This is a genomic window from Streptomyces sp. NPDC030838 (genome assembly GCF_055572035.1).
Map to the genome: position 1 here is coordinate 126,376 of NZ_JBVIED010000015.1, position 15,856 is coordinate 142,231.

Here is a 15,856-nt window from a genome sequence, read left to right on the forward strand (position 1 = left end):
GTGCGCATGCTGTGTCAGTTCTCCTTGGTCCCGCCGTCGCCCCGCGCGCCGCCGCCGCTCTCGGCGGACTTCCGAGGGCTTCTGCGCCCTCGGGCGGGTGCCTTGGCGGCGGCCTTGGCGGGTGTCTTCGTGGGTGTCTTCGCCGCCGGCTCGGCGGGTGTCTTCGTGGGTGTCTTCGCCGGCGCCGCCGCCCTCGTCTCCGCGCGCTCCGCCGCCGTACCGGAGTCGGCCCCGCCGCCTCCCGGAGGGACCGGCGCCCCCGGCGCGCCGAACGGCAGCACCCGTACGTCGTGGCGTTCCACGGGCTTGCGGGGCACGGGCGTTCCGCGCCCGTCGATGAGGATCAGGGACGCCTGATAAACCACCGACAGGGAGTACGGCGTCTGGTGGAGCATCCCCCACAGCTTCGACGTCTCGTCGATGTCCATCACCGTCGGCGTGAACCGCACCCGCTGAGCGGCCTCCGCGAGGTCGCTCCCCGTCAGGTAGGGCCGCTCTCCGGCCTGTTCGATGACGTCCTTCGGCAGGACCGGTATCTCGTGCAGAGTCCGCACCACCGAGCCGATCAGCCGCTGCCCGACCAGTTCCGTCTCGTCGCCGTACGCGCTGATCAGGTAGTGCAGGTCGAGCGCGGCGGCGGGGCGCTTCACCAGCGTGCCGTCGGACGCCCGGGTGGGCAGGTCGTTGCCGCGCATCGCGGTGTTGGGCGTGACCTGGTACAGGAACACGTTGACGGTCGGGTGGTCCGGCGGCTCGGCCGGCGGCTTGCGCGGCTCCACTTTCACGGCCTCGCCGAACTCCGGCCCCACGTTGGACTCGATGAGCAGGGCGAGGGCCTGGGTGACATGGGCGATGGCGAGTGCGTTGCTCATGACGTCGGTTCCTCGGTTCCTCTCGTCCTGCTGGTCTCGGCGGTGCGCCTCACTCGCGCCCCCGGGCCAGGTAGTCGGCCAGGCTCACGGTCGCGGCCGGGCGTTCCGCGGGGGTACGCCGGGACGTGCCGCCGCCCGGCGGCGGCCCCGCCGTCACCTCCAGCCGTCCGATCTGCACCTGCACCACCTGCTCGGGCGCCCGCCCCGAACGCCGTACCGCGGCCTGCCGTACGGCGTCCCGGGCGGCGGCCGTGTCCGCGGCCCGGGGGTGCGGGGCGGCGGCCGGGGCCGCGGGGGGAGCGGCGTCCGCGCCCGGGGGGATGGGCGCGGACGCCGCGGTCGGGGTGGCGGCCCGCTCCGGCCGCCCCGCCGTGCGCCGCCCGGCGTCCGGCACCGGCCGGAAGGCGGGCGTCACCGGTGTCGCGGGCCGCAGCAGCGGCGCCTCGGGCACGGCCGGGGTGAGCGGCCGCGGGTCGCCGGGCGCCGGTTCGGCGCGTACGACGGTCCGCTCCCGCTCGACCAGGAGGCGGGCCGGGTCGGCGGCCGGGGCCGGGCGCGCCGGTGTGTCGCCACGCGGCTCGGCCGAGGGCGTGGCGGTGGGCCACACCAGCGTGTCCTCCTCGTCCGCCCCGGCCCCCCGGGCCCGTACCGCCTCGATCCGTTCGAACGGGCCGGGCAGCCGGGGCCGTACCCGCACCACACCCGGACGGGGTCCGGCCACCGGGGCGTGCCGGGCGATCAGCCGGTCGAGGAAGTCACCGCCCTGCGGAGTCGTGAGGTCAGACATCGGCGCACAGCTCCAGGTAGTAGCGGCGGCGCAGCGGGCTGAGCGCCAGGATCTCCGGCTCGCTCCAGCCGTAGGCGGTGGCGAGCAGATGGACGTCGAGGAGCAGGTCGCGGGCCCAGGCGTCCAGTTCGGTCCACAGGTAGGAGGCGATGTCCAGTTCGGCCGGGGTGGCCTGCCCGCACTCGGGGCAGGCCACGTTGAGCGTCACGTCGGCGCCCGGGTCGGCCGCCTCGACGGCCTCGGCGATCCGGCGCTGCACGGAGGCGGGCAGCTCGGCGGCGACAACGGCCCGCCCGTCGTGCTCGGCCGTGACGAGGCACCGCGCGAGCAGCGCCGTCCGGGGATCCGCCGTGCGGGCCGCCGCCGTGAGGTCGGCGACGCCGGGCAGCCGGAACTCGACCCGCCAGCCGTCCTGTTCGACCCGGACGACCGGGTCGGGGTGGGTGCCCAGGGTGCGGGCGAACTCCCCGGCGTCCAGCTCGAACTCCATGTCCGCGCCGCACTCCGCGCAGTCCAGGCGGACCTGCATCCGCTCCCCGAACAGTGCCCGGCGCAGCGCGAACAGGTCCGCCTCGCGCTCGCCGACCGGCAGCCCGGGCAGCGCCCCGTCGTCGAGGTCGGGACGCGCGGTGCGGTGGAGCAGCAGCGCGCGTCCGGCGGGCGGTGCGGCGAGTCCCGCCTCCCAGGCGGCCAGCAGCCCGGCGGCCCCCGTGATCGCCATGGTCATCGCATCCGGTCCGCTCAGGCCGGGTTGAGGAACGAGGGCTCCTCGGGCTCGGGCACCTCGTAGTCCCGCTCCCAGCCCTCGCACTCCAGCTTCAGCGACTGGATGGCCACCGCGTTGGCGTTGGCGTCGAGTTCGCCGAGCACCTGGTACTCGCTGGGCCAGGTCCGGTACAGCTTGTGCGAGACGGCGACCTGGCCGGCCTCGTTCAGGACCTGGATGACGATGTCCTTGCGGAAGTCGGCGAGCGACACCTCGGAGCCGAGTCCGGCGCCGACCTGCCAGACCTTGTTGGCCCAGCGGTCGAACTCCGGGTCGTGGGTGACCCCGCGCTCCAGGGTGATGCCCTCGAACTCGGAGCGGCCGGGCGACTTGCGCGGGGAGGAGGGGTCGCCGCCGTGGCGGTGCTTGACGACCTCCGTGGTCCGCTTCAGCGGGGATATCTTGCTGATGCCGGCGACCGTACGACCGTCCCACAGGACGAGGAACTTGAAGTTCTTGTACGGGTCGAACCGATGGGCGTTGACCGTGAACTCAGCCATCGAAAACAGTCCTCGGATTCCTTGCGGGCGCTTGTCAGAGCTCGAACTGCCCGGACGTCTGCTGGATCTTGACGATCACGAACTCGGCCGGGCGCACCGGCGCGATGCCCACCAGCACGTTCACCACGCCGTTCGCGACGTCCTCGGCGGTCGTGGTCTCGTGGTCGCACTTGACGAAGTACGCCTCGCGCGGGGTGGTGCCCTTGAAGGCGCCCTGGCGGAAGAGCGTGTGCAGGTACGAGGAGGCGGACAGCCGGATCTGCTGCCACAGGCTCTCGTCGTTGGGCTCGAACACCACCCACTGGAGTCCGCGGTGCAGGCTCCCCTCCACGTGCAGCGCGAGCCGCCGCACCGGCACGTACTTCCACTCGCTGTCGAGCGCGTCCGCGCCGTCCAGGGTGCGCGCGCCCCACACCAGCGGGCCGGTCACCGGGAAGGTACGCAGGCAGTTGACGCCGAGCGGGTTGAGCAGCCCGGTCTCGCGGTCGGTGAGGTCGACGGTGAGCGAGTGCACGCCCGCGAGGCGGGCCTCGGTGCCCGCGGGTGCCTTCCACACGCCGCGCTCGGAGTCGGTGCGCGCGATGACGCCGGCGATCGCGCCGGACGGCGGGAAGGCGCGCAGCCGCCCGGTGAGCGGGTCGGTGAGCTGCAGGTGCGGGAAGTACAGGGCGGCGTGGTTGCCGCGCACCGCGTCGAACGCGGCGATACCGGCGCGCGCGGTGTCCACGCTGACCCAGCTGCTGGGGGCGTCGACCAGCAGGAAGATCCGCCGCTCAGCGCATAGCCGCTGGGCGGCCGAGACGACGGTGAGCATGTCCTCGGTCTTCTCGTACCCGGCGATCTCCGGCAGCGCCAGCAGGTTGACGTCGGCGACGCCGCGCAGCGCCTGGATGCCGGTCTTGTCGGCCTCGGAGCCGATGAGGTCGCGGGGGCCGGGTGCCTCGCCGTCCTCGCCGCCCGCGAGCGGGAACACCGGCGGGTTGACAGAGGCCTCCAGGCCGAGGTCGTTGGCGCACTCGCCGAGGAAGCGGACGACGTCGTCGGGGTCGGTGGAGCCGGCGACGACCTGGAGGCGGCGGCCGAAGGCGGTGACCTCGACGCCCGCGAAGGCGTGCTTGCCGGGTGCGTCGGGCAGGGCGCGCAGCTTGCGCTCCAGGAGCAGGGCCAGCTCGGCGACGGTGGTGGGCGCCTCGCCGTCGCAGTCGGGGTCGTGGAGCGTGAACTCGCGCTCCACGTCGCCGATCTTCACCGTCAGGTCGACGGCGAGGTCGGGCAGTCGGTGCCCGAACGGCTTGGAGACGGTGCCGGAGGGGTCGGGGCGGCCCTCGCCGACGGCCTCGACGCGGATCAGCCGCGAGGCGGCGTTGATCACGGTCGGCGCGTAGCGGCCGTGTCCGGCGTCCATGGACAGGCCGGTGAAGCTCTCCCGGGTGTCGCCCTTGGCGTCGTGGACCCGCAGGTTGAAGGTCTCGTCGGGGTGCGGTGTGTCGTAGTCGACGGCGACGCGCAGCCCGTTGCCCCAGACGCCTGGCTCCTTGGCGTGGACCTCCAGGACGCGGCTCTCGCTGTGCCCGTCGGTGGACTCCAGGACGACGCAGGCGGCCTTGCCGCTGCCGGCCTTGGCGACCCGGACGATCACGGCGACGGTGCCGCCGTTGCCGAAGAACTGGTGCACCGCGTGCGCGACGGCGCTCTGCGAGCCGAGGCCGCCGAAGCGGCGCTCGAACTCGGTGAAGCCGGTGACCCGCACCGGCTCGTTCAGCGGGCCGCGCCGGGTGTGGCCGACGAAGGCCGTCACGGACGTGGTCACGGCGGAGATGGTGCGGGTGCTGCTGGGAAGCTCTTCGACGTAGACGCCGGGATACGTCGGCCTGGCGGCGCTCACTGCATTCGTCGGCATTCCCCCTCCAATCCCTTCTCGGGCACCGGTCATAGGCACCAAGAGACGGCGAAGGGAGAGGGCGGTGCGCGCGAACGTCAGCGGGGTGTGGTCGGACATCCCCGATCGGTGGGCACCGCATCAGCTTTCCCCCGTCAGTGCCCCGGGCGGACGGCCGTCCGGGTCAAGCAGCACGCTTGTGACTCCTGATGCTCAAGTGCCCGATACACGTTGGGGGTTGGGCGGCTGGGACAACAAGACGTGTTCACGCCAGCCCTGAGGGAGGTTCCATGGAGGGTGCCGCGCACGACTCGCACACGATGTGCGCATGTCGCGACGGGAGCTTCACACTCTTCGCACAGGCGATGGTGCAGCAGAATGGGGTGCATGTCCCGACGCAGCTCGCATCTCCGGCGCCGCACCGCCACCACCCCCGCCGACAAGCCCCTGTGCCCTTGCGGTCTTGCGGAGACGTACGACGCGTGCTGTGGCCGATTCCACCGGGGTGAGGGCGCGGCACCGACCGCCGAGCGGCTGATGCGCTCGCGCTACAGCGCGTTCGTGAAGCGGGACGAGGCGTATCTGCTGCGCACCTGGCACCCCCGCACCCGCCCGCCCGGCGTCGACTTCGACCCGGGGATGCGGTGGACCGGCCTGGAGATCCTGGACACGACCGACGGGACCGCGTTCCACTCCACCGGCACGGTGACCTTCCGGGCCTCGTTCCGGGGCGGCACGCTGCACGAGCGCAGCCGGTTCGAGCGGGTCGACGGGGCGTGGGTGTACGTGGACGGGGACTTCCTCGACGACTAGGGCCTGTCTTCCGGATCATGCCGGCGTCGCAGACAGGCCCTGGACCGGCTTACGGCGCCAGGATGTCCAGCTCCTGGAGCGCCCCCACGGTGATCTCCCGGGTCAGCCGCTCCGCGCGGTCCGCGTCCCGCTCGCGGACCGCCTCCGCGACCCGCACATGCAGGGTGACGGCGGCCGGGTCGGGGTCCTCGAACATCACCTCGTGCTGGGTACGGCCGGTCAGCACCTCGGCGACGACATCGCCGAGCCGGGCGAACATCTCGTTGCCGGAGGCGGTGAGGATCACCCGGTGGAAGGCGATGTCGTGCAGGAGGTAGCCCTCCAGCTGGTGGCCGCGTGAGTGCGCGACCATGCCCAGGGCGCACTCGGTCAGCTCCGCGCACTGCTCGGCGGTCGCGTTCTGCGCGGTGAGCCGCGCGGCCACCGGCTCGACAGCGGAGCGCAGCACGGTGAGTGAGCGCAGCTGGTGCGGCCGGTCGGCGCCGGCCAGCCGCCAGCGGATGACCTGCGGGTCGTAGACGTTCCACTCGGCTTTGGGGCGGACGGTGACGCCCACCCGGCGCCGGGACTCCACCAGATGCATCGACTCCAGCACCCGCACCGCCTCGCGCATCACGGAGCGTGACACGTCGAAGCGCTGCGCCAGCTCGTCGGTGCGCAGCACGCTGCCCGGAGGGTACTCGCCCGCGGTGATCTCGGGGCCAAGGGTGTCCAGTACATGGCCGTGCAGCCCCCGGCCCGGTGTGCTCATGCACACAGAGTACGTGGCGGGTCACGCGATCAAAAAGTCAGACTTATTCATCACAGGCTCTTGAATTCGTCGTACCTAAAGCGTTTCATTTGCTCGGCATCACCGTGTCGACGAAGACAGTGAAGACAGCGAGGCAGCGATGAAGACCCCCCACGTCGTCGTGGTCATGGGCGTCGCGGGCACCGGCAAGACCACCATTGGTCCCCTGCTCGCCGCCCGGCTCGGCGTCCCCTACGCCGAGGGCGACGACTTCCACCCCCAGGCCAACATCGCCAAGATGTCGGCCGGCACCCCGCTCACCGACGAGGACCGGCTCCCGTGGCTGGACGCCATCGGCGGCTGGGCGGACGGGCGGGCCGGACTCGGCGGGGTGGTCAGCTGCTCCGCACTGAAGCGGTCGTACCGGGACCGGCTGCGGGCTGCCGCGCCCGGACTGGTCTTCGTGCACCTCACCGGCGACCGCGCGCTCATCGAGGACCGGATGTCGCACCGGCAGGGTCACTTCATGCCCACGGCGCTGCTCGACTCCCAGTTCGCCACGCTGGAGCCGCTCGAGGCGGACGAGGCGGGCGTCGGCGTGGACGTCTCCGGCAGCCCGGAGGAGATCACCGAGCGGGCGGTCCAGGCGCTGGACCGGCTTCCCGACCCGGCCCGGTAGACCCCCGCTTGCAACCCCCTGTGTTAACCCGACCCCCCGCGCCAACCCCCCTGGCCCGGCCTGCCCGGGCGCCCCCTCCCCCATCCCCGTACCTGCAAAGGGAACCCCGTGACCAGACTCAGCGTCGAGATGCTGGCAGCGGACACCGTCGAGCCCATCACCTCGGCCGGCCACGCCCAGCTGGGCATCGCCGTGCTGGCGGGCATCGCCGTCATCGTCCTGCTCATCACCAAGTTCAAGCTGCACGCCTTCCTGGCGCTGACCATCGGGTCACTGGCGCTCGGAGCCTTCGCCGGGGCACCGCTCGACAAGGCGATCGCCAGCTTCACCACCGGCCTCGGGTCCACCGTGGCGGGCGTCGGCGTGCTCATCGCGCTCGGCGCGATCCTCGGCAAGATGCTCGCCGACTCCGGCGGCGCCGACCAGGTCGTCGACACCATCCTCGCCAAGGCGGGCGGCCGCTCGATGCCCTGGGCGATGGTGCTCATCGCCTCCGTGATCGGCCTGCCGCTGTTCTTCGAGGTCGGCGTCGTCCTGCTGATCCCGGTCGTGCTGATGGTCGCAAAGCGCGGCAACTACTCCCTGATGCGGATCGGCATCCCCGCGCTCGCCGGTCTGTCGGTGATGCACGGCCTGGTGCCGCCGCACCCGGGCCCGCTCGTCGCCATCGACGCCGTCCAGGCCAACCTCGGTGTGACCCTGGCGCTCGGCGTGCTGGTCGCCATCCCCACCGTGATCGTCGCCGGTCCGCTGTTCTCCCGGTACGCGGCCCGCTGGGTCGACGTCCCGGCGCCCGACGGCATGCTTCCGCAGCGCGCCTCCGACGACCTGGAGAAGCGCCCGAGCTTCGGCGCCACCCTGGCCACGATCCTGCTGCCGGTGGTCCTGATGCTGGCCAAGGCGCTGGTGGACATCGTCATCGACGACCCCGAGAACACCGTCCAGCGTGTCTTCGACGTCGTCGGCTCCCCGCTGATCGCCCTGCTCGCGGCCGTCCTGCTCGGCATCTTCACGCTGGCCCGCCCCGCCGGATTCTCCAAGGAGCGCGTCTCGGGGATGGTCGAGAAGGGCCTCGCGCCCATAGCGGGGATCCTGCTGATCGTCGGCGCGGGCGGCGGCTTCAAGCAGACGCTGATCGACTCCGGCGTGGGCCGGATGGTCCTGGACATCTCCGAGGACTGGTCCATCCCGGCCCTGCTGCTGGCCTGGCTGATCGCCGTGGCGATCCGGCTCGCGACCGGTTCGGCGACCGTGGCGACGGTCTCGGCGGCGGGCCTCGTCGCCCCGCTGGCCGCCGACATGTCGACCACCCACGCCGCGCTGCTCGTCCTCGCCATCGGCGCCGGCTCGCTCTTCTTCAGCCATGTCAACGACGCCGGGTTCTGGCTGGTGAAGGAGTACTTCGGGCTGAACGTCGGCCAGACCATCAAGACCTGGTCGGTGATGGAGACGATCATCTCGGTGGTCGCGGGCGCCTTCGTGCTCCTGCTCTCCTTGATCATCTAGCCGTACGCCGATGATCCGCCCCTGAGACGAAAAGGGCCCACTCTCCCCCGGGGTGGGCCCTTTTCACGCCCGTCTCGCCCTCACGTCCGCCACAGCGGGTGCTCGCGCTCCGCCCACTCCCGGCTCACCGTCCCGGTCCGCATCCCCCGGCGGGCCTCCGGATCGGCGAGGGCCATGCCGATGTGACCGGCGAGGACGATGCCCATGGTGAGGGCCAGCCAGTCGTGGACGAAGGTCGCGCTGGTGCGCCAGACCAGCGGGGTGAGATGCGTGAACCACATCAGCAGCCCGGTGCCGAGCATCACCAGCGTCGCCCCGGCGATCCAGGCGGCGTAGATCTTCTGTCCGGCGTTGAACTTGCCCGCCGGGCGCGCCCCGGGCCGTCGGTCGCGGCGTACGGCGGCGCGCAGCCAGCGGCGGTCGTGCGGGCCGAAGCGGTTGAGCAGCCGCAGGTCCGCGCGGAAGGCACGGGAGACCAGGGCGGCCAGGACCGGCACCGGGAGGGCGAGACCGGCCCACTCGTGGACGGTGACCACGAGGGCGCGGCGGCCGACGAGCTGGGCGAGTTCGGGGACGTACAGACAGGCCGCGGTCAGCACGCACACGCCCGTCAGCGCGGCCGTGGTGCGGTGCGCCCACCGCTCGGCGCGGCTGAAGCGCCGGACCCGCACGGCGGGGGGTGCGTCAGCTGGTGGGTTCATCGTCCCGTCCGTTCGACCGGCCGACCCAGGCGTCGACGTCGTAGCCGCGCTTCTCCCAGTAGCCGGGTTCCACGTCCTCGGTGACGGTGATGCCGGAGAGCCACTTGGCGGACTTGTAGAAGTACATGGGCGCCACGTAGAGGCGGACGGGACCGCCGTGGGCGTGGCTCAGGTCCTTGTCCTGCATGCGCAGGGCGACCAGGACGTCCGCGCGGCGGGCCTGGGCGAGGGTCAGGCTCTCCGAGTAGGTGCCGTCGAAGCAGGTGAAGCGTACGGCCGTGGCCTTGGCCCGCACTCCGGTGGCGTCGAGCAGCCGGGACAGGCGCACCCCCTCGAAGGGCGTGTCCGGGACCCGCCAGCCGGTGACGCACTGGACGTCCCGGACCAGCCTGGTCCGGGGCAGGGCGCGCAGCTCGGCCAGGGTGTACGTCGTCGGGCGGTCGACCAGGCCGTCGACGGTGAGGCGGTAGTCGTCGGCGTCCTTGCGCGGTACGGAGGAGGCCACCGAGTAGTAACGGAAGCCGCCGCCGTTGGGCAGCAGGCCGGTCAGACCGGTGGGGTCCTTGTCGGCGGCACTGCCGAGGAAGGACTCGAGGCCGCGTTGCAGGGAGGGCGCGGCGACCACGCCGAGGGCGCCCAGGCCGAGGGTGCCGAGGAACACCCGCCGGCCGACCGGGCGGCCCTGCTCCTCGGGTTGTCCGGTGTTCACCCGCCCATTCGAGCACCCGCACCCCGGCGGGGCCAGGGGTCGCGGGCATGCGTCAGAGTTCCGTAAGCACTGCCCAGAGAGTTCCGTAAGCACTGCCCACCCGCACGTGCCCGAGCCTTCCACCGGGGCCGGGACGCGCGGGTGCTCGTCCGTGTTCGACGAGCACCCGCCCCCCGGCGCTACGACTTGCGCGCCGCCTTGTCCAGCTGGAACGCCTCGTTGCCGAGCCCGATGCGGGCGTGGACCTCGGGGGCGCGGGAGCGCAGGACCAGGCCGAGGACCGCGCCGGCGAGCGCCGCCGCGACGATGATGCCGGGGAGCACCCAGCGCAGCGCGGACTCGGGGCCGGAGCCGACCAGGACGTCGAAGTCCTTGACCGTGTAGCCGGCGATGACGAGCAGGGCGAGTCCGGCGAGGGTGGAGGTGACCAGCCGCCAGGCCTGAGCGCCCGCGGCGCCCCGGCGGGCGAAGAAGACGACGACGGACAGGGACGCGGTGGCCATCAGCAGGATGACACCGAGGGCGCCCACGTTGCCGAACCAGGTGAACAGGTGCAGCACCGGCTCGGTGGGGTCGCCGGCCGGCTTGTCGTCGGCGATCGCGAAGGCGATGACGACCACGGCGGAGACGACGGTCTGGAGCAGCGAGCCGGTGCCGGGGGCGCCGCTGGCGCCGGTGGTCCGGCCGAAGGCGCGCGGCAGCAGTCCCTCGCGGCCCATGGCGAAGGCGTACCGGGCGACGACGTTGTGGAAGCTGAGCAGCGCGGCGAACATGCCGGTCACGAAGAGGACGTGCAGCACGTCGGTGAACGTGCCGCCGAGGCGGGACTCGGTGAGGAAGAACAGCAGTCCGGCGCTCTGTTCCTGCGCGGTGCCGACGATCTTGTCGGGGCCGGTGGCGACGGTGAGCGCCCAGCTGCTGAGAGCGAAGAAGACGGCGACGAAACCGACGGCGAGGAACATCACGCGCGGCACGAGGATGTGCGGGCGGCTGGTCTCCTCGGCGTACACCGGGGCCTGTTCGAAGCCGGTGAAGGCGGCGATGCAGAAGCACAGGGCGGTGCCGACGCCGGCGCCGGTGAGGGTGCCGGGATCGAAGGCCGCGAGCGACAGGCCCTGCGGGCCGGGGTCGGCCACGGCGGCGATGTCGAAGATGACCACCAGGACGAGTTCGATCAGCAGCAGGACGCCGAGCACGCGCGCGTTGACGTCGATCTTCAGCCAGCCGAGTGCGCCGACAAGGGCCACGGCGGCCAGCGCCGGGACCCACCAGGCGATCTCGATCTCGGCGTAGGTGGCGAAGAGCCCGGCGACCTCGAAGCCGAAGATGCCGTAGATGCCGACCTGGAGGGCGTTGTAGGCGACCAGGGCGACGAGGGAGGCAGCCGCGCCCGCGGTGCCACCGAGGCCGCGGGATATGTAGGCGTAGAAGGCGCCGGCGTTGTGGACGTGGCGGCTCATCTCGGCGTAGCCGACGCCGAACAGGACGAGCACCACGCCGAGGATGACGAAGAGGAGCGGCTGGCCGACGATGCCCATCACCGCGAATGTGGTGGGCATGACACCCGCGACCACCATGAGGGGGGCGGTCGCCGCCAGCACGGAGAGCAGCAGACCGCCCGTGCCGAGGCGGTCGGCGCGCAGGGCGCGCTCCTCGCCCTTGAAGGTGCTGATGCCGTCGGCGCCGGCGGTGCTGCTCGTACTCGTGCTCGCACTCGTACTCGAACTCGAACTGCCCGTCGTCATCGGAAGACCGTCCTTGCTGTCGGGGGTGAGGGCTGTCGGGGCGTGCGGGAGGGCGGTGGGGGTCGGAGGGGTGGACCTGGGGATCACCCGGTGCCGAGGGCCCGGTCGCGCGCGGCGCGGAAGGCGGTGAGCGGATCGCGGTCGGGGTACGACCACGGCTCGGCGGTGGCGTGCTCGCCGATGCGGTGGAACAGGGCGGCGGCCTCGGCGCCCCGGCCCTCGCAGTACTTGGCGTGGGCGAGGAAGTTCAGGTCGACGAGGCGGCGCGGGTGACCGTCGTGCTCCCACTCCAGCCACCAGTCGAAGGCGGCCTTCATCACCTGCCGGGCCCGGCGGCCCACCCAGTGCCCGGAGGCGGCCGGGTCGGCGGGCTCGAAGCCGCCCGCGGCCAGCACCCGGTAGCGCTCGGCGTGCGCGACCACCGGCAGGATCGCCAGCGGCGAGTCGGCCGGGGCCTGCTCGGCGGCCCAGGCGGCGAAGTCGTACACCTCGTGCAGCGGGTCGGGCCCCGCGTCGGCGCGGCGCTCGGCGAGCCGGGCGACCATCAGATGGTGGGCGTGGTGGTGGTCGGCGTACCGGGCGCGTACCTGCTCGAAGGTCCGCACGACCTCCTCCTGGCCGCCGAGGTGCCGCTCCAGCAGGAGCAGGCCGAGCCAGGGCGTGGGGTCGGCGGGGATCCGGGCGGCGGCACCGAGGCACGCCTCGCGGACCCGGTCCGGCTTCTCCTTGCCGCGCAGTGCCCGCCAGACTTGGGCCAGGGCGAGCAGGACGGAGGCGTCGGCGGAGTCGGGTTCGGCGAGCAGCCACTCACGGGCCCAGGCGGCGGTGTACGGCTCGCGGGCGAGCACGGTGACGCGATGCCCGCGCCGGTCCCAGTCGTCGCCGGTGCGGGCGAGGAGGGAGCGGGCGGCCTGCCAGCGGCCCTGCGCCAGCGCGGCACGGGCGGCGGTGAGTTCGGTGTCGTCGAGAGCCGAGTCGAGGCCCCGGTCCGCGCGCTGGCGCCGACCGCGGCCGAGGGGAGGCGGGGGCGGGGACACCTCGGACGTTCCTCGGGGCTTTCTCTGAGCTGACTCGGGCTGACTCGGCTGACTCGGGAGTGACTCGGGGCTGACTCGGGTGGTGCTCTGCCATCGGGCGATCACGCACAGCAAACCCTCAGCCAAGGCTCTCCGTCAAGCGCCGCTGGTACATGACACGCGTCAACGCCGTTCACACCCACGGGACTTGCAGCGACGGGCCGGTCCGCACCCCACCCACCCCGCAACCGAATGTGACGTACGTCATAGCGCACCCTCGCCGCACCGCTCAACATGGCCGGAAGCGTCCCATTTGCCCGGTTCTGTCGAATGATCACCCAGGGAGCGGCTTGTCCATCACGGTTCTGGTGCTCGCCCTGAGCGCCGCCTGCTGCCTGGGCTTCGGCTTCGTGCTGCAGCAGAACGCGGCCCAGCGCGCACCCCTCGCGGACTTCCTCTCGCCGCGCCTGCTGCTGGACCTGATGAAGGTGCCGAGCTGGCTCGGCGGCATCGGTCTGATGGCCGTGGGCATGGCCCTCGGCGCGATGGCGCTCGGCCAGGGTGAGATCTCCCTCGTGGAGCCCCTGCTCGCCACCAACCTGCTCTTCGCCCTCGCCCTGTCCCGGCACCGCACCCGGCAGCCGCTCGGCCGCCAGGGCTGGCTGGGCCTGGCCCTGCTGGCGGGCGGCGTGACCGCGTTCCTGATGGCCGGCGAGCCGCGCGGCGGCCACGCCGTGGGCGATCCGCTGCGGCACTGGCTGATCATCGGCGTGGTGGTGGGTATCGCCCTGCTCCTGACCGGCTACGCCCGCCGCGCGCCCCTCGGCTCCGGCCCGATGCTGCTGGCGGTCGCGGCGGGGCTGCTGTACGGCGTGCAGGACGCGCTGACCCGGGAGAGCGGGCAGCGGTTCGCCGCCGGCGGCCTGACCGGGCTGCTCACCGGCTGGCAGCCGTACGCCGTGCTGCTGCTCGGCCTGACCGCGCTGATCCTGGTGCAGAGCGCCTTCGAGACCGCCCCGCTGCGCACGTCCCTGCCCGCCCTGACCGCCGCTCAGCCGCTGGCCGGGATCCTGTGCGGCGTCGGCTTCCTCGGCGACCGGCTGCACGCCGACTCGGCGGCGCTGGCCGGGCAGGCGGCGGGGCTGGCGGCCGTGGTGGGCGGCATCGTGCTCCTGGGCCTGCATCCCGCGATGCCGAAGGGCTGCGCCGCCCCGGCCCGCGTCCACGCCCTCCAGCCCGGCTGAGGCGCGCGCTCCGGCCCGGCTCGTCCGCGCCCTCCAGCCCGGCTGAGGCGCGCGCCCCGGCCCGGAGGGGGCCTGCCGGCATGGTCGCGGGCCTGCTTGGATGGGCCCATGAGCGCTGCGGACGAGATCCTGGACATCGTCGACGAGAACGACCGCGTCATCGGGCGCCACCCGCGCGGGGAGGCGTACGCGCGGGGCCTGCGGCACCGCTGCGTGTTCATCCAGGCGCGCGACGCCGACGACCGGATCTTCGTCCACCGGCGCACCCCGACCAAGCTGGTCTTCCCCTCGCTGTACGACATGTTCGTCGGCGGCGTGGTGGGCGCGGGCGAGTCGTACGACGACGCGGCGCTGCGCGAGGCGGAGGAGGAGCTGGGCGTCAGCGGGCTGCCGCGCCCCCGGTACCTGTTCAAGTTCCTCTACGACAACGGCGCCGGCCAGTCCTGGTGGTCGGCGGTGTACGAGGTCCGGTGCGAGCTACCGGTCCGGCCCCAGGTGGAGGAGGTCGCCTGGCACGCCTTCCTTCCGGAGGCGGAGCTGGAGGAGCGCCTGCCCGACTGGGAGTGGGTCCCGGACGGCCTGGCGGCGTACGAACGGCTGCGGGGCCACCGGCCGACCGGCTGACCTGCCCCGACGATCTCCTCCCGGTACTGTCGTACGCGTGATCGAAGTCCTGCGGAACGCCCGTCTGTGGTTCGCTCCCGCCCGGGTCCGGGACGAGGGCGGCACGCCCGACTACCGGTTCTCGCTGGCGAACGAGCGCACCTTCCTGGCCTGGCTGCGCACCGCACTGGCGCTGATCGGCGGCGGTTTCGCGGTGGACCAGTTCCTGCCGGACCTGCGCTGGGGCTGGCGGGTCGGCCTGGCGCTCGCGCTGCTGGCGGCCGGCGTGCTGTGCGCGCTGCGCGCGGTCAACCACTGGATCCGCTGCGAGCGGGCCATGCGCCGCGGCGAGGACCTGCCCGTGTCCCGGTTCCCGGCGCTGCTGAGCCTGGTCGTGGCGGTGGTGGCCGTGGCGATGGTCGTGGTCGTGCTGTTCGGATGGGACGGATGACCGAGGAGGCCGCGCCCGGGGAGCGCGACCCGGGGCTCCAGCCCGAACGCACCCGGCTGGCCTGGCGGCGTACGACCCTCTCCATGACCGTGGCCGCCGTGCTCGCCATGCGGACCTCGCTGCACGAGGGCCCGTCCACCCCGGGCGTCATCGCCTGCGCCCTGTGCTTCGCCCTCTGGCTCGGCTTCCTCCTCCTCGCCCACCACCGCATCCGCACCCTCACCGCAACGCCCCACCCACCGGCCCTGCCCCCGCGCCACGCCGCGACGACGACGCTGTGCACCGTGGCCCTGGCGGTCTGCGCGGCGGCCCTGATCATCTGAGCCGCGGGCCGGCCCCAAGCTCAGTCCACCGTCACCAGCTCGCCGCACTCCAGGACGTCGGCTCCGCCGTATCGGCGGTAACCGATCGCTTTCATGCCGCCGGACACTGCGGGGTACGCGGACATCATGCAACCTTGATTGCCGGGAATGCCCCTTTGGTCCACCGTCCCCCTACGCCTCTTCACCCCGTACCACTCCGCACATCTCCCGGAAGTGAGCCCCCATGACGACCCTCCACCAGGAACACCTCGCCCACAGCCACACCCACGGCCCGGACTGCGGACACACCCAGGTCCCGCACGGCGACCACATCGACTACGCCCACAACGGCCATCTGCACCGCGAGCACGGCGGCCACTGGGACGAGTGCGAGCCCGACGAGCACACCACCCACCTGGACCACGACCACCGGCACGGCGAGGACTGCGGTCACGCCACCGTCCTGCACGGCGACCACATCGACTACCTCCACGACGGCCACCGGCACGCCGAGCACGAGGGCCACTGGGACGACCACTGAGCACCCCGCGGC

18 protein-coding genes are annotated in these 15,856 nt (G+C 72.8%); 8 read left to right on the forward strand and 10 right to left on the reverse strand.

Annotation, left to right across the window (positions count from 1 at the left end; all coding sequences use genetic code 11):
• Positions 1 to 14 precede the first annotated feature (14 nt).
• The 5 genes from ACZ42A_RS31470 to ACZ42A_RS31490 are packed head-to-tail and all read right to left on the reverse strand — an operon-like array spanning position 15 to position 4,825.
• Positions 15 to 872 (reverse strand): Pvc16 family protein, encoded by an 858-nt coding sequence (locus tag ACZ42A_RS31470; RefSeq protein WP_468530694.1) that lies wholly within the window; start codon positions 870 to 872, stop codon positions 15 to 17.
• 49 nt (positions 873 to 921) lie between these two features.
• Entirely contained in the window at positions 922 to 1,659 is a 738-nt protein-coding gene (locus tag ACZ42A_RS31475; RefSeq protein ID WP_468530695.1) for a hypothetical protein, read from the reverse strand.
• A complete protein-coding gene (locus tag ACZ42A_RS31480; RefSeq protein WP_468530808.1) occupies positions 1,652 to 2,380 on the reverse strand; it encodes a T4 family baseplate hub assembly chaperone in 729 nt (242 codons plus the stop codon). Before ACZ42A_RS31480 ends, ACZ42A_RS31475 begins: the two co-directional genes overlap by 8 nt.
• Positions 2,381 to 2,400: 20 nt before the next feature.
• On the reverse strand, positions 2,401 to 2,925 hold the full coding sequence (locus ACZ42A_RS31485; protein WP_004003113.1) for a phage tail protein: 525 nt from the start codon (positions 2,923 to 2,925) through the stop codon (positions 2,401 to 2,403).
• Positions 2,926 to 2,959: 34 nt separating this feature from the next.
• Positions 2,960 to 4,825, reverse strand: a complete 1,866-nt coding sequence (locus ACZ42A_RS31490) for a phage tail sheath family protein (RefSeq protein ID WP_468530696.1) — start codon at positions 4,823 to 4,825, stop codon at positions 2,960 to 2,962.
• Positions 4,826 to 5,191: 366 nt separating this feature from the next.
• Here ACZ42A_RS31490 and ACZ42A_RS31495 point away from each other — a divergent pair, with 366 nt between their 5' ends.
• Positions 5,192 to 5,617, forward strand: a complete 426-nt coding sequence (locus ACZ42A_RS31495) for a YchJ family protein (RefSeq protein ID WP_468530697.1) — start codon at positions 5,192 to 5,194, stop codon at positions 5,615 to 5,617.
• A gap of 49 nt (positions 5,618 to 5,666) precedes the next feature.
• Here the strand turns inward: ACZ42A_RS31495 and ACZ42A_RS31500 are convergent, their stop codons facing one another.
• The gene (locus ACZ42A_RS31500; RefSeq protein ID WP_468530698.1) at positions 5,667 to 6,368 is read right to left on the reverse strand and encodes a FadR/GntR family transcriptional regulator; all 702 of its coding nucleotides are present in this window, start codon (positions 6,366 to 6,368) and stop codon (positions 5,667 to 5,669) included.
• A gap of 139 nt (positions 6,369 to 6,507) precedes the next feature.
• Here ACZ42A_RS31500 and ACZ42A_RS31505 point away from each other — a divergent pair, with 139 nt between their 5' ends.
• Both ACZ42A_RS31505 and ACZ42A_RS31510 read left to right on the forward strand, forming a co-directional pair.
• Positions 6,508 to 7,026 carry a gluconokinase gene (locus ACZ42A_RS31505; RefSeq protein ID WP_468530699.1) on the forward strand — a complete coding sequence of 173 codons (519 nt, stop codon included), beginning with the start codon at positions 6,508 to 6,510 and terminating at the stop codon, positions 7,024 to 7,026.
• 108 nt (positions 7,027 to 7,134) lie between these two features.
• The gene (locus ACZ42A_RS31510) at positions 7,135 to 8,532 is read left to right on the forward strand and encodes a GntT/GntP/DsdX family permease (RefSeq protein WP_468530700.1); all 1,398 of its coding nucleotides are present in this window, start codon (positions 7,135 to 7,137) and stop codon (positions 8,530 to 8,532) included.
• 80 nt (positions 8,533 to 8,612) lie between these two features.
• On the opposite strand, the gene ACZ42A_RS31515 is transcribed toward ACZ42A_RS31510, so the two are convergent.
• The 4 genes from ACZ42A_RS31515 to ACZ42A_RS31530 form a co-directional block, all read right to left on the reverse strand.
• Positions 8,613 to 9,233: a cytochrome b/b6 domain-containing protein gene (locus tag ACZ42A_RS31515; protein ID WP_468530701.1), complete on the reverse strand. Its 621-nt coding sequence runs from the start codon at positions 9,231 to 9,233 to the stop codon at positions 8,613 to 8,615.
• The gene (locus ACZ42A_RS31520) at positions 9,217 to 9,942 is read right to left on the reverse strand and encodes a molybdopterin-dependent oxidoreductase (RefSeq protein WP_468530702.1); all 726 of its coding nucleotides are present in this window, start codon (positions 9,940 to 9,942) and stop codon (positions 9,217 to 9,219) included. The genes ACZ42A_RS31515 and ACZ42A_RS31520 overlap by 17 nt, the downstream gene beginning before the upstream one ends.
• Before the next feature lie 179 nt (positions 9,943 to 10,121).
• The gene (locus ACZ42A_RS31525; protein ID WP_468530703.1) at positions 10,122 to 11,687 is read right to left on the reverse strand and encodes an APC family permease; all 1,566 of its coding nucleotides are present in this window, start codon (positions 11,685 to 11,687) and stop codon (positions 10,122 to 10,124) included.
• 83 nt (positions 11,688 to 11,770) lie between these two features.
• Positions 11,771 to 12,724, reverse strand: a complete 954-nt coding sequence (locus tag ACZ42A_RS31530) for a hypothetical protein (protein WP_468530704.1) — start codon at positions 12,722 to 12,724, stop codon at positions 11,771 to 11,773.
• Between the two features lie 329 nt (positions 12,725 to 13,053).
• On the opposite strand from ACZ42A_RS31530, the gene ACZ42A_RS31535 reads away from it, so the two are divergent.
• From ACZ42A_RS31535 to ACZ42A_RS31555, 5 genes are all read left to right on the forward strand, one after another.
• Positions 13,054 to 13,947: a DMT family transporter gene (locus ACZ42A_RS31535; protein WP_468530705.1), complete on the forward strand. Its 894-nt coding sequence runs from the start codon at positions 13,054 to 13,056 to the stop codon at positions 13,945 to 13,947.
• 108 nt (positions 13,948 to 14,055) lie between these two features.
• Positions 14,056 to 14,571 (forward strand): NUDIX hydrolase, encoded by a 516-nt coding sequence (locus ACZ42A_RS31540; protein WP_468530706.1) that lies wholly within the window; start codon positions 14,056 to 14,058, stop codon positions 14,569 to 14,571.
• Between the two features lie 37 nt (positions 14,572 to 14,608).
• The gene (locus ACZ42A_RS31545) at positions 14,609 to 15,001 is read left to right on the forward strand and encodes a YidH family protein (RefSeq protein ID WP_468530707.1); all 393 of its coding nucleotides are present in this window, start codon (positions 14,609 to 14,611) and stop codon (positions 14,999 to 15,001) included.
• Positions 14,998 to 15,324 carry a DUF202 domain-containing protein gene (locus ACZ42A_RS31550; protein ID WP_468530708.1) on the forward strand — a complete coding sequence of 109 codons (327 nt, stop codon included), beginning with the start codon at positions 14,998 to 15,000 and terminating at the stop codon, positions 15,322 to 15,324. The genes ACZ42A_RS31545 and ACZ42A_RS31550 overlap by 4 nt, the downstream gene beginning before the upstream one ends.
• A gap of 223 nt (positions 15,325 to 15,547) precedes the next feature.
• Positions 15,548 to 15,844 carry a hypothetical protein gene (locus ACZ42A_RS31555; RefSeq protein ID WP_468530709.1) on the forward strand — a complete coding sequence of 99 codons (297 nt, stop codon included), beginning with the start codon at positions 15,548 to 15,550 and terminating at the stop codon, positions 15,842 to 15,844.
• The last annotated feature ends 12 nt before the right edge of the window (positions 15,845 to 15,856 follow it).

Excerpts from the sequence above, each read along its gene's own strand:
- ACZ42A_RS31470 (WP_468530694.1), bottom strand. The coding sequence starts at position 872 with ATGAGCAACGCACTCGCCATCGCCCATGTCACCCAGGCCCTCGCCCTG.
- ACZ42A_RS31475 (WP_468530695.1), bottom strand. The coding sequence starts at position 1,659 with ATGTCTGACCTCACGACTCCGCAGGGCGGTGACTTCCTCGACCGGCTG.
- ACZ42A_RS31480 (WP_468530808.1), bottom strand. The coding sequence starts at position 2,380 with ATGGCGATCACGGGGGCCGCCGGGCTGCTGGCCGCCTGGGAGGCGGGA.
- ACZ42A_RS31485 (WP_004003113.1), bottom strand. The coding sequence starts at position 2,925 with ATGGCTGAGTTCACGGTCAACGCCCATCGGTTCGACCCGTACAAGAAC.
- ACZ42A_RS31490 (WP_468530696.1), bottom strand. The coding sequence starts at position 4,825 with ATGCCGACGAATGCAGTGAGCGCCGCCAGGCCGACGTATCCCGGCGTC.
- ACZ42A_RS31495 (WP_468530697.1), top strand. The coding sequence starts at position 5,192 with ATGTCCCGACGCAGCTCGCATCTCCGGCGCCGCACCGCCACCACCCCC.
- ACZ42A_RS31500 (WP_468530698.1), bottom strand. The coding sequence starts at position 6,368 with ATGAGCACACCGGGCCGGGGGCTGCACGGCCATGTACTGGACACCCTT.
- ACZ42A_RS31505 (WP_468530699.1), top strand. The coding sequence starts at position 6,508 with ATGAAGACCCCCCACGTCGTCGTGGTCATGGGCGTCGCGGGCACCGGC.
- ACZ42A_RS31515 (WP_468530701.1), bottom strand. The coding sequence starts at position 9,233 with ATGAACCCACCAGCTGACGCACCCCCCGCCGTGCGGGTCCGGCGCTTC.
- ACZ42A_RS31525 (WP_468530703.1), bottom strand. The coding sequence starts at position 11,687 with ATGACGACGGGCAGTTCGAGTTCGAGTACGAGTGCGAGCACGAGTACG.
- ACZ42A_RS31540 (WP_468530706.1), top strand. The coding sequence starts at position 14,056 with ATGAGCGCTGCGGACGAGATCCTGGACATCGTCGACGAGAACGACCGC.
- ACZ42A_RS31550 (WP_468530708.1), top strand. The coding sequence starts at position 14,998 with ATGACCGAGGAGGCCGCGCCCGGGGAGCGCGACCCGGGGCTCCAGCCC.
- ACZ42A_RS31555 (WP_468530709.1), top strand. The coding sequence starts at position 15,548 with ATGACGACCCTCCACCAGGAACACCTCGCCCACAGCCACACCCACGGC.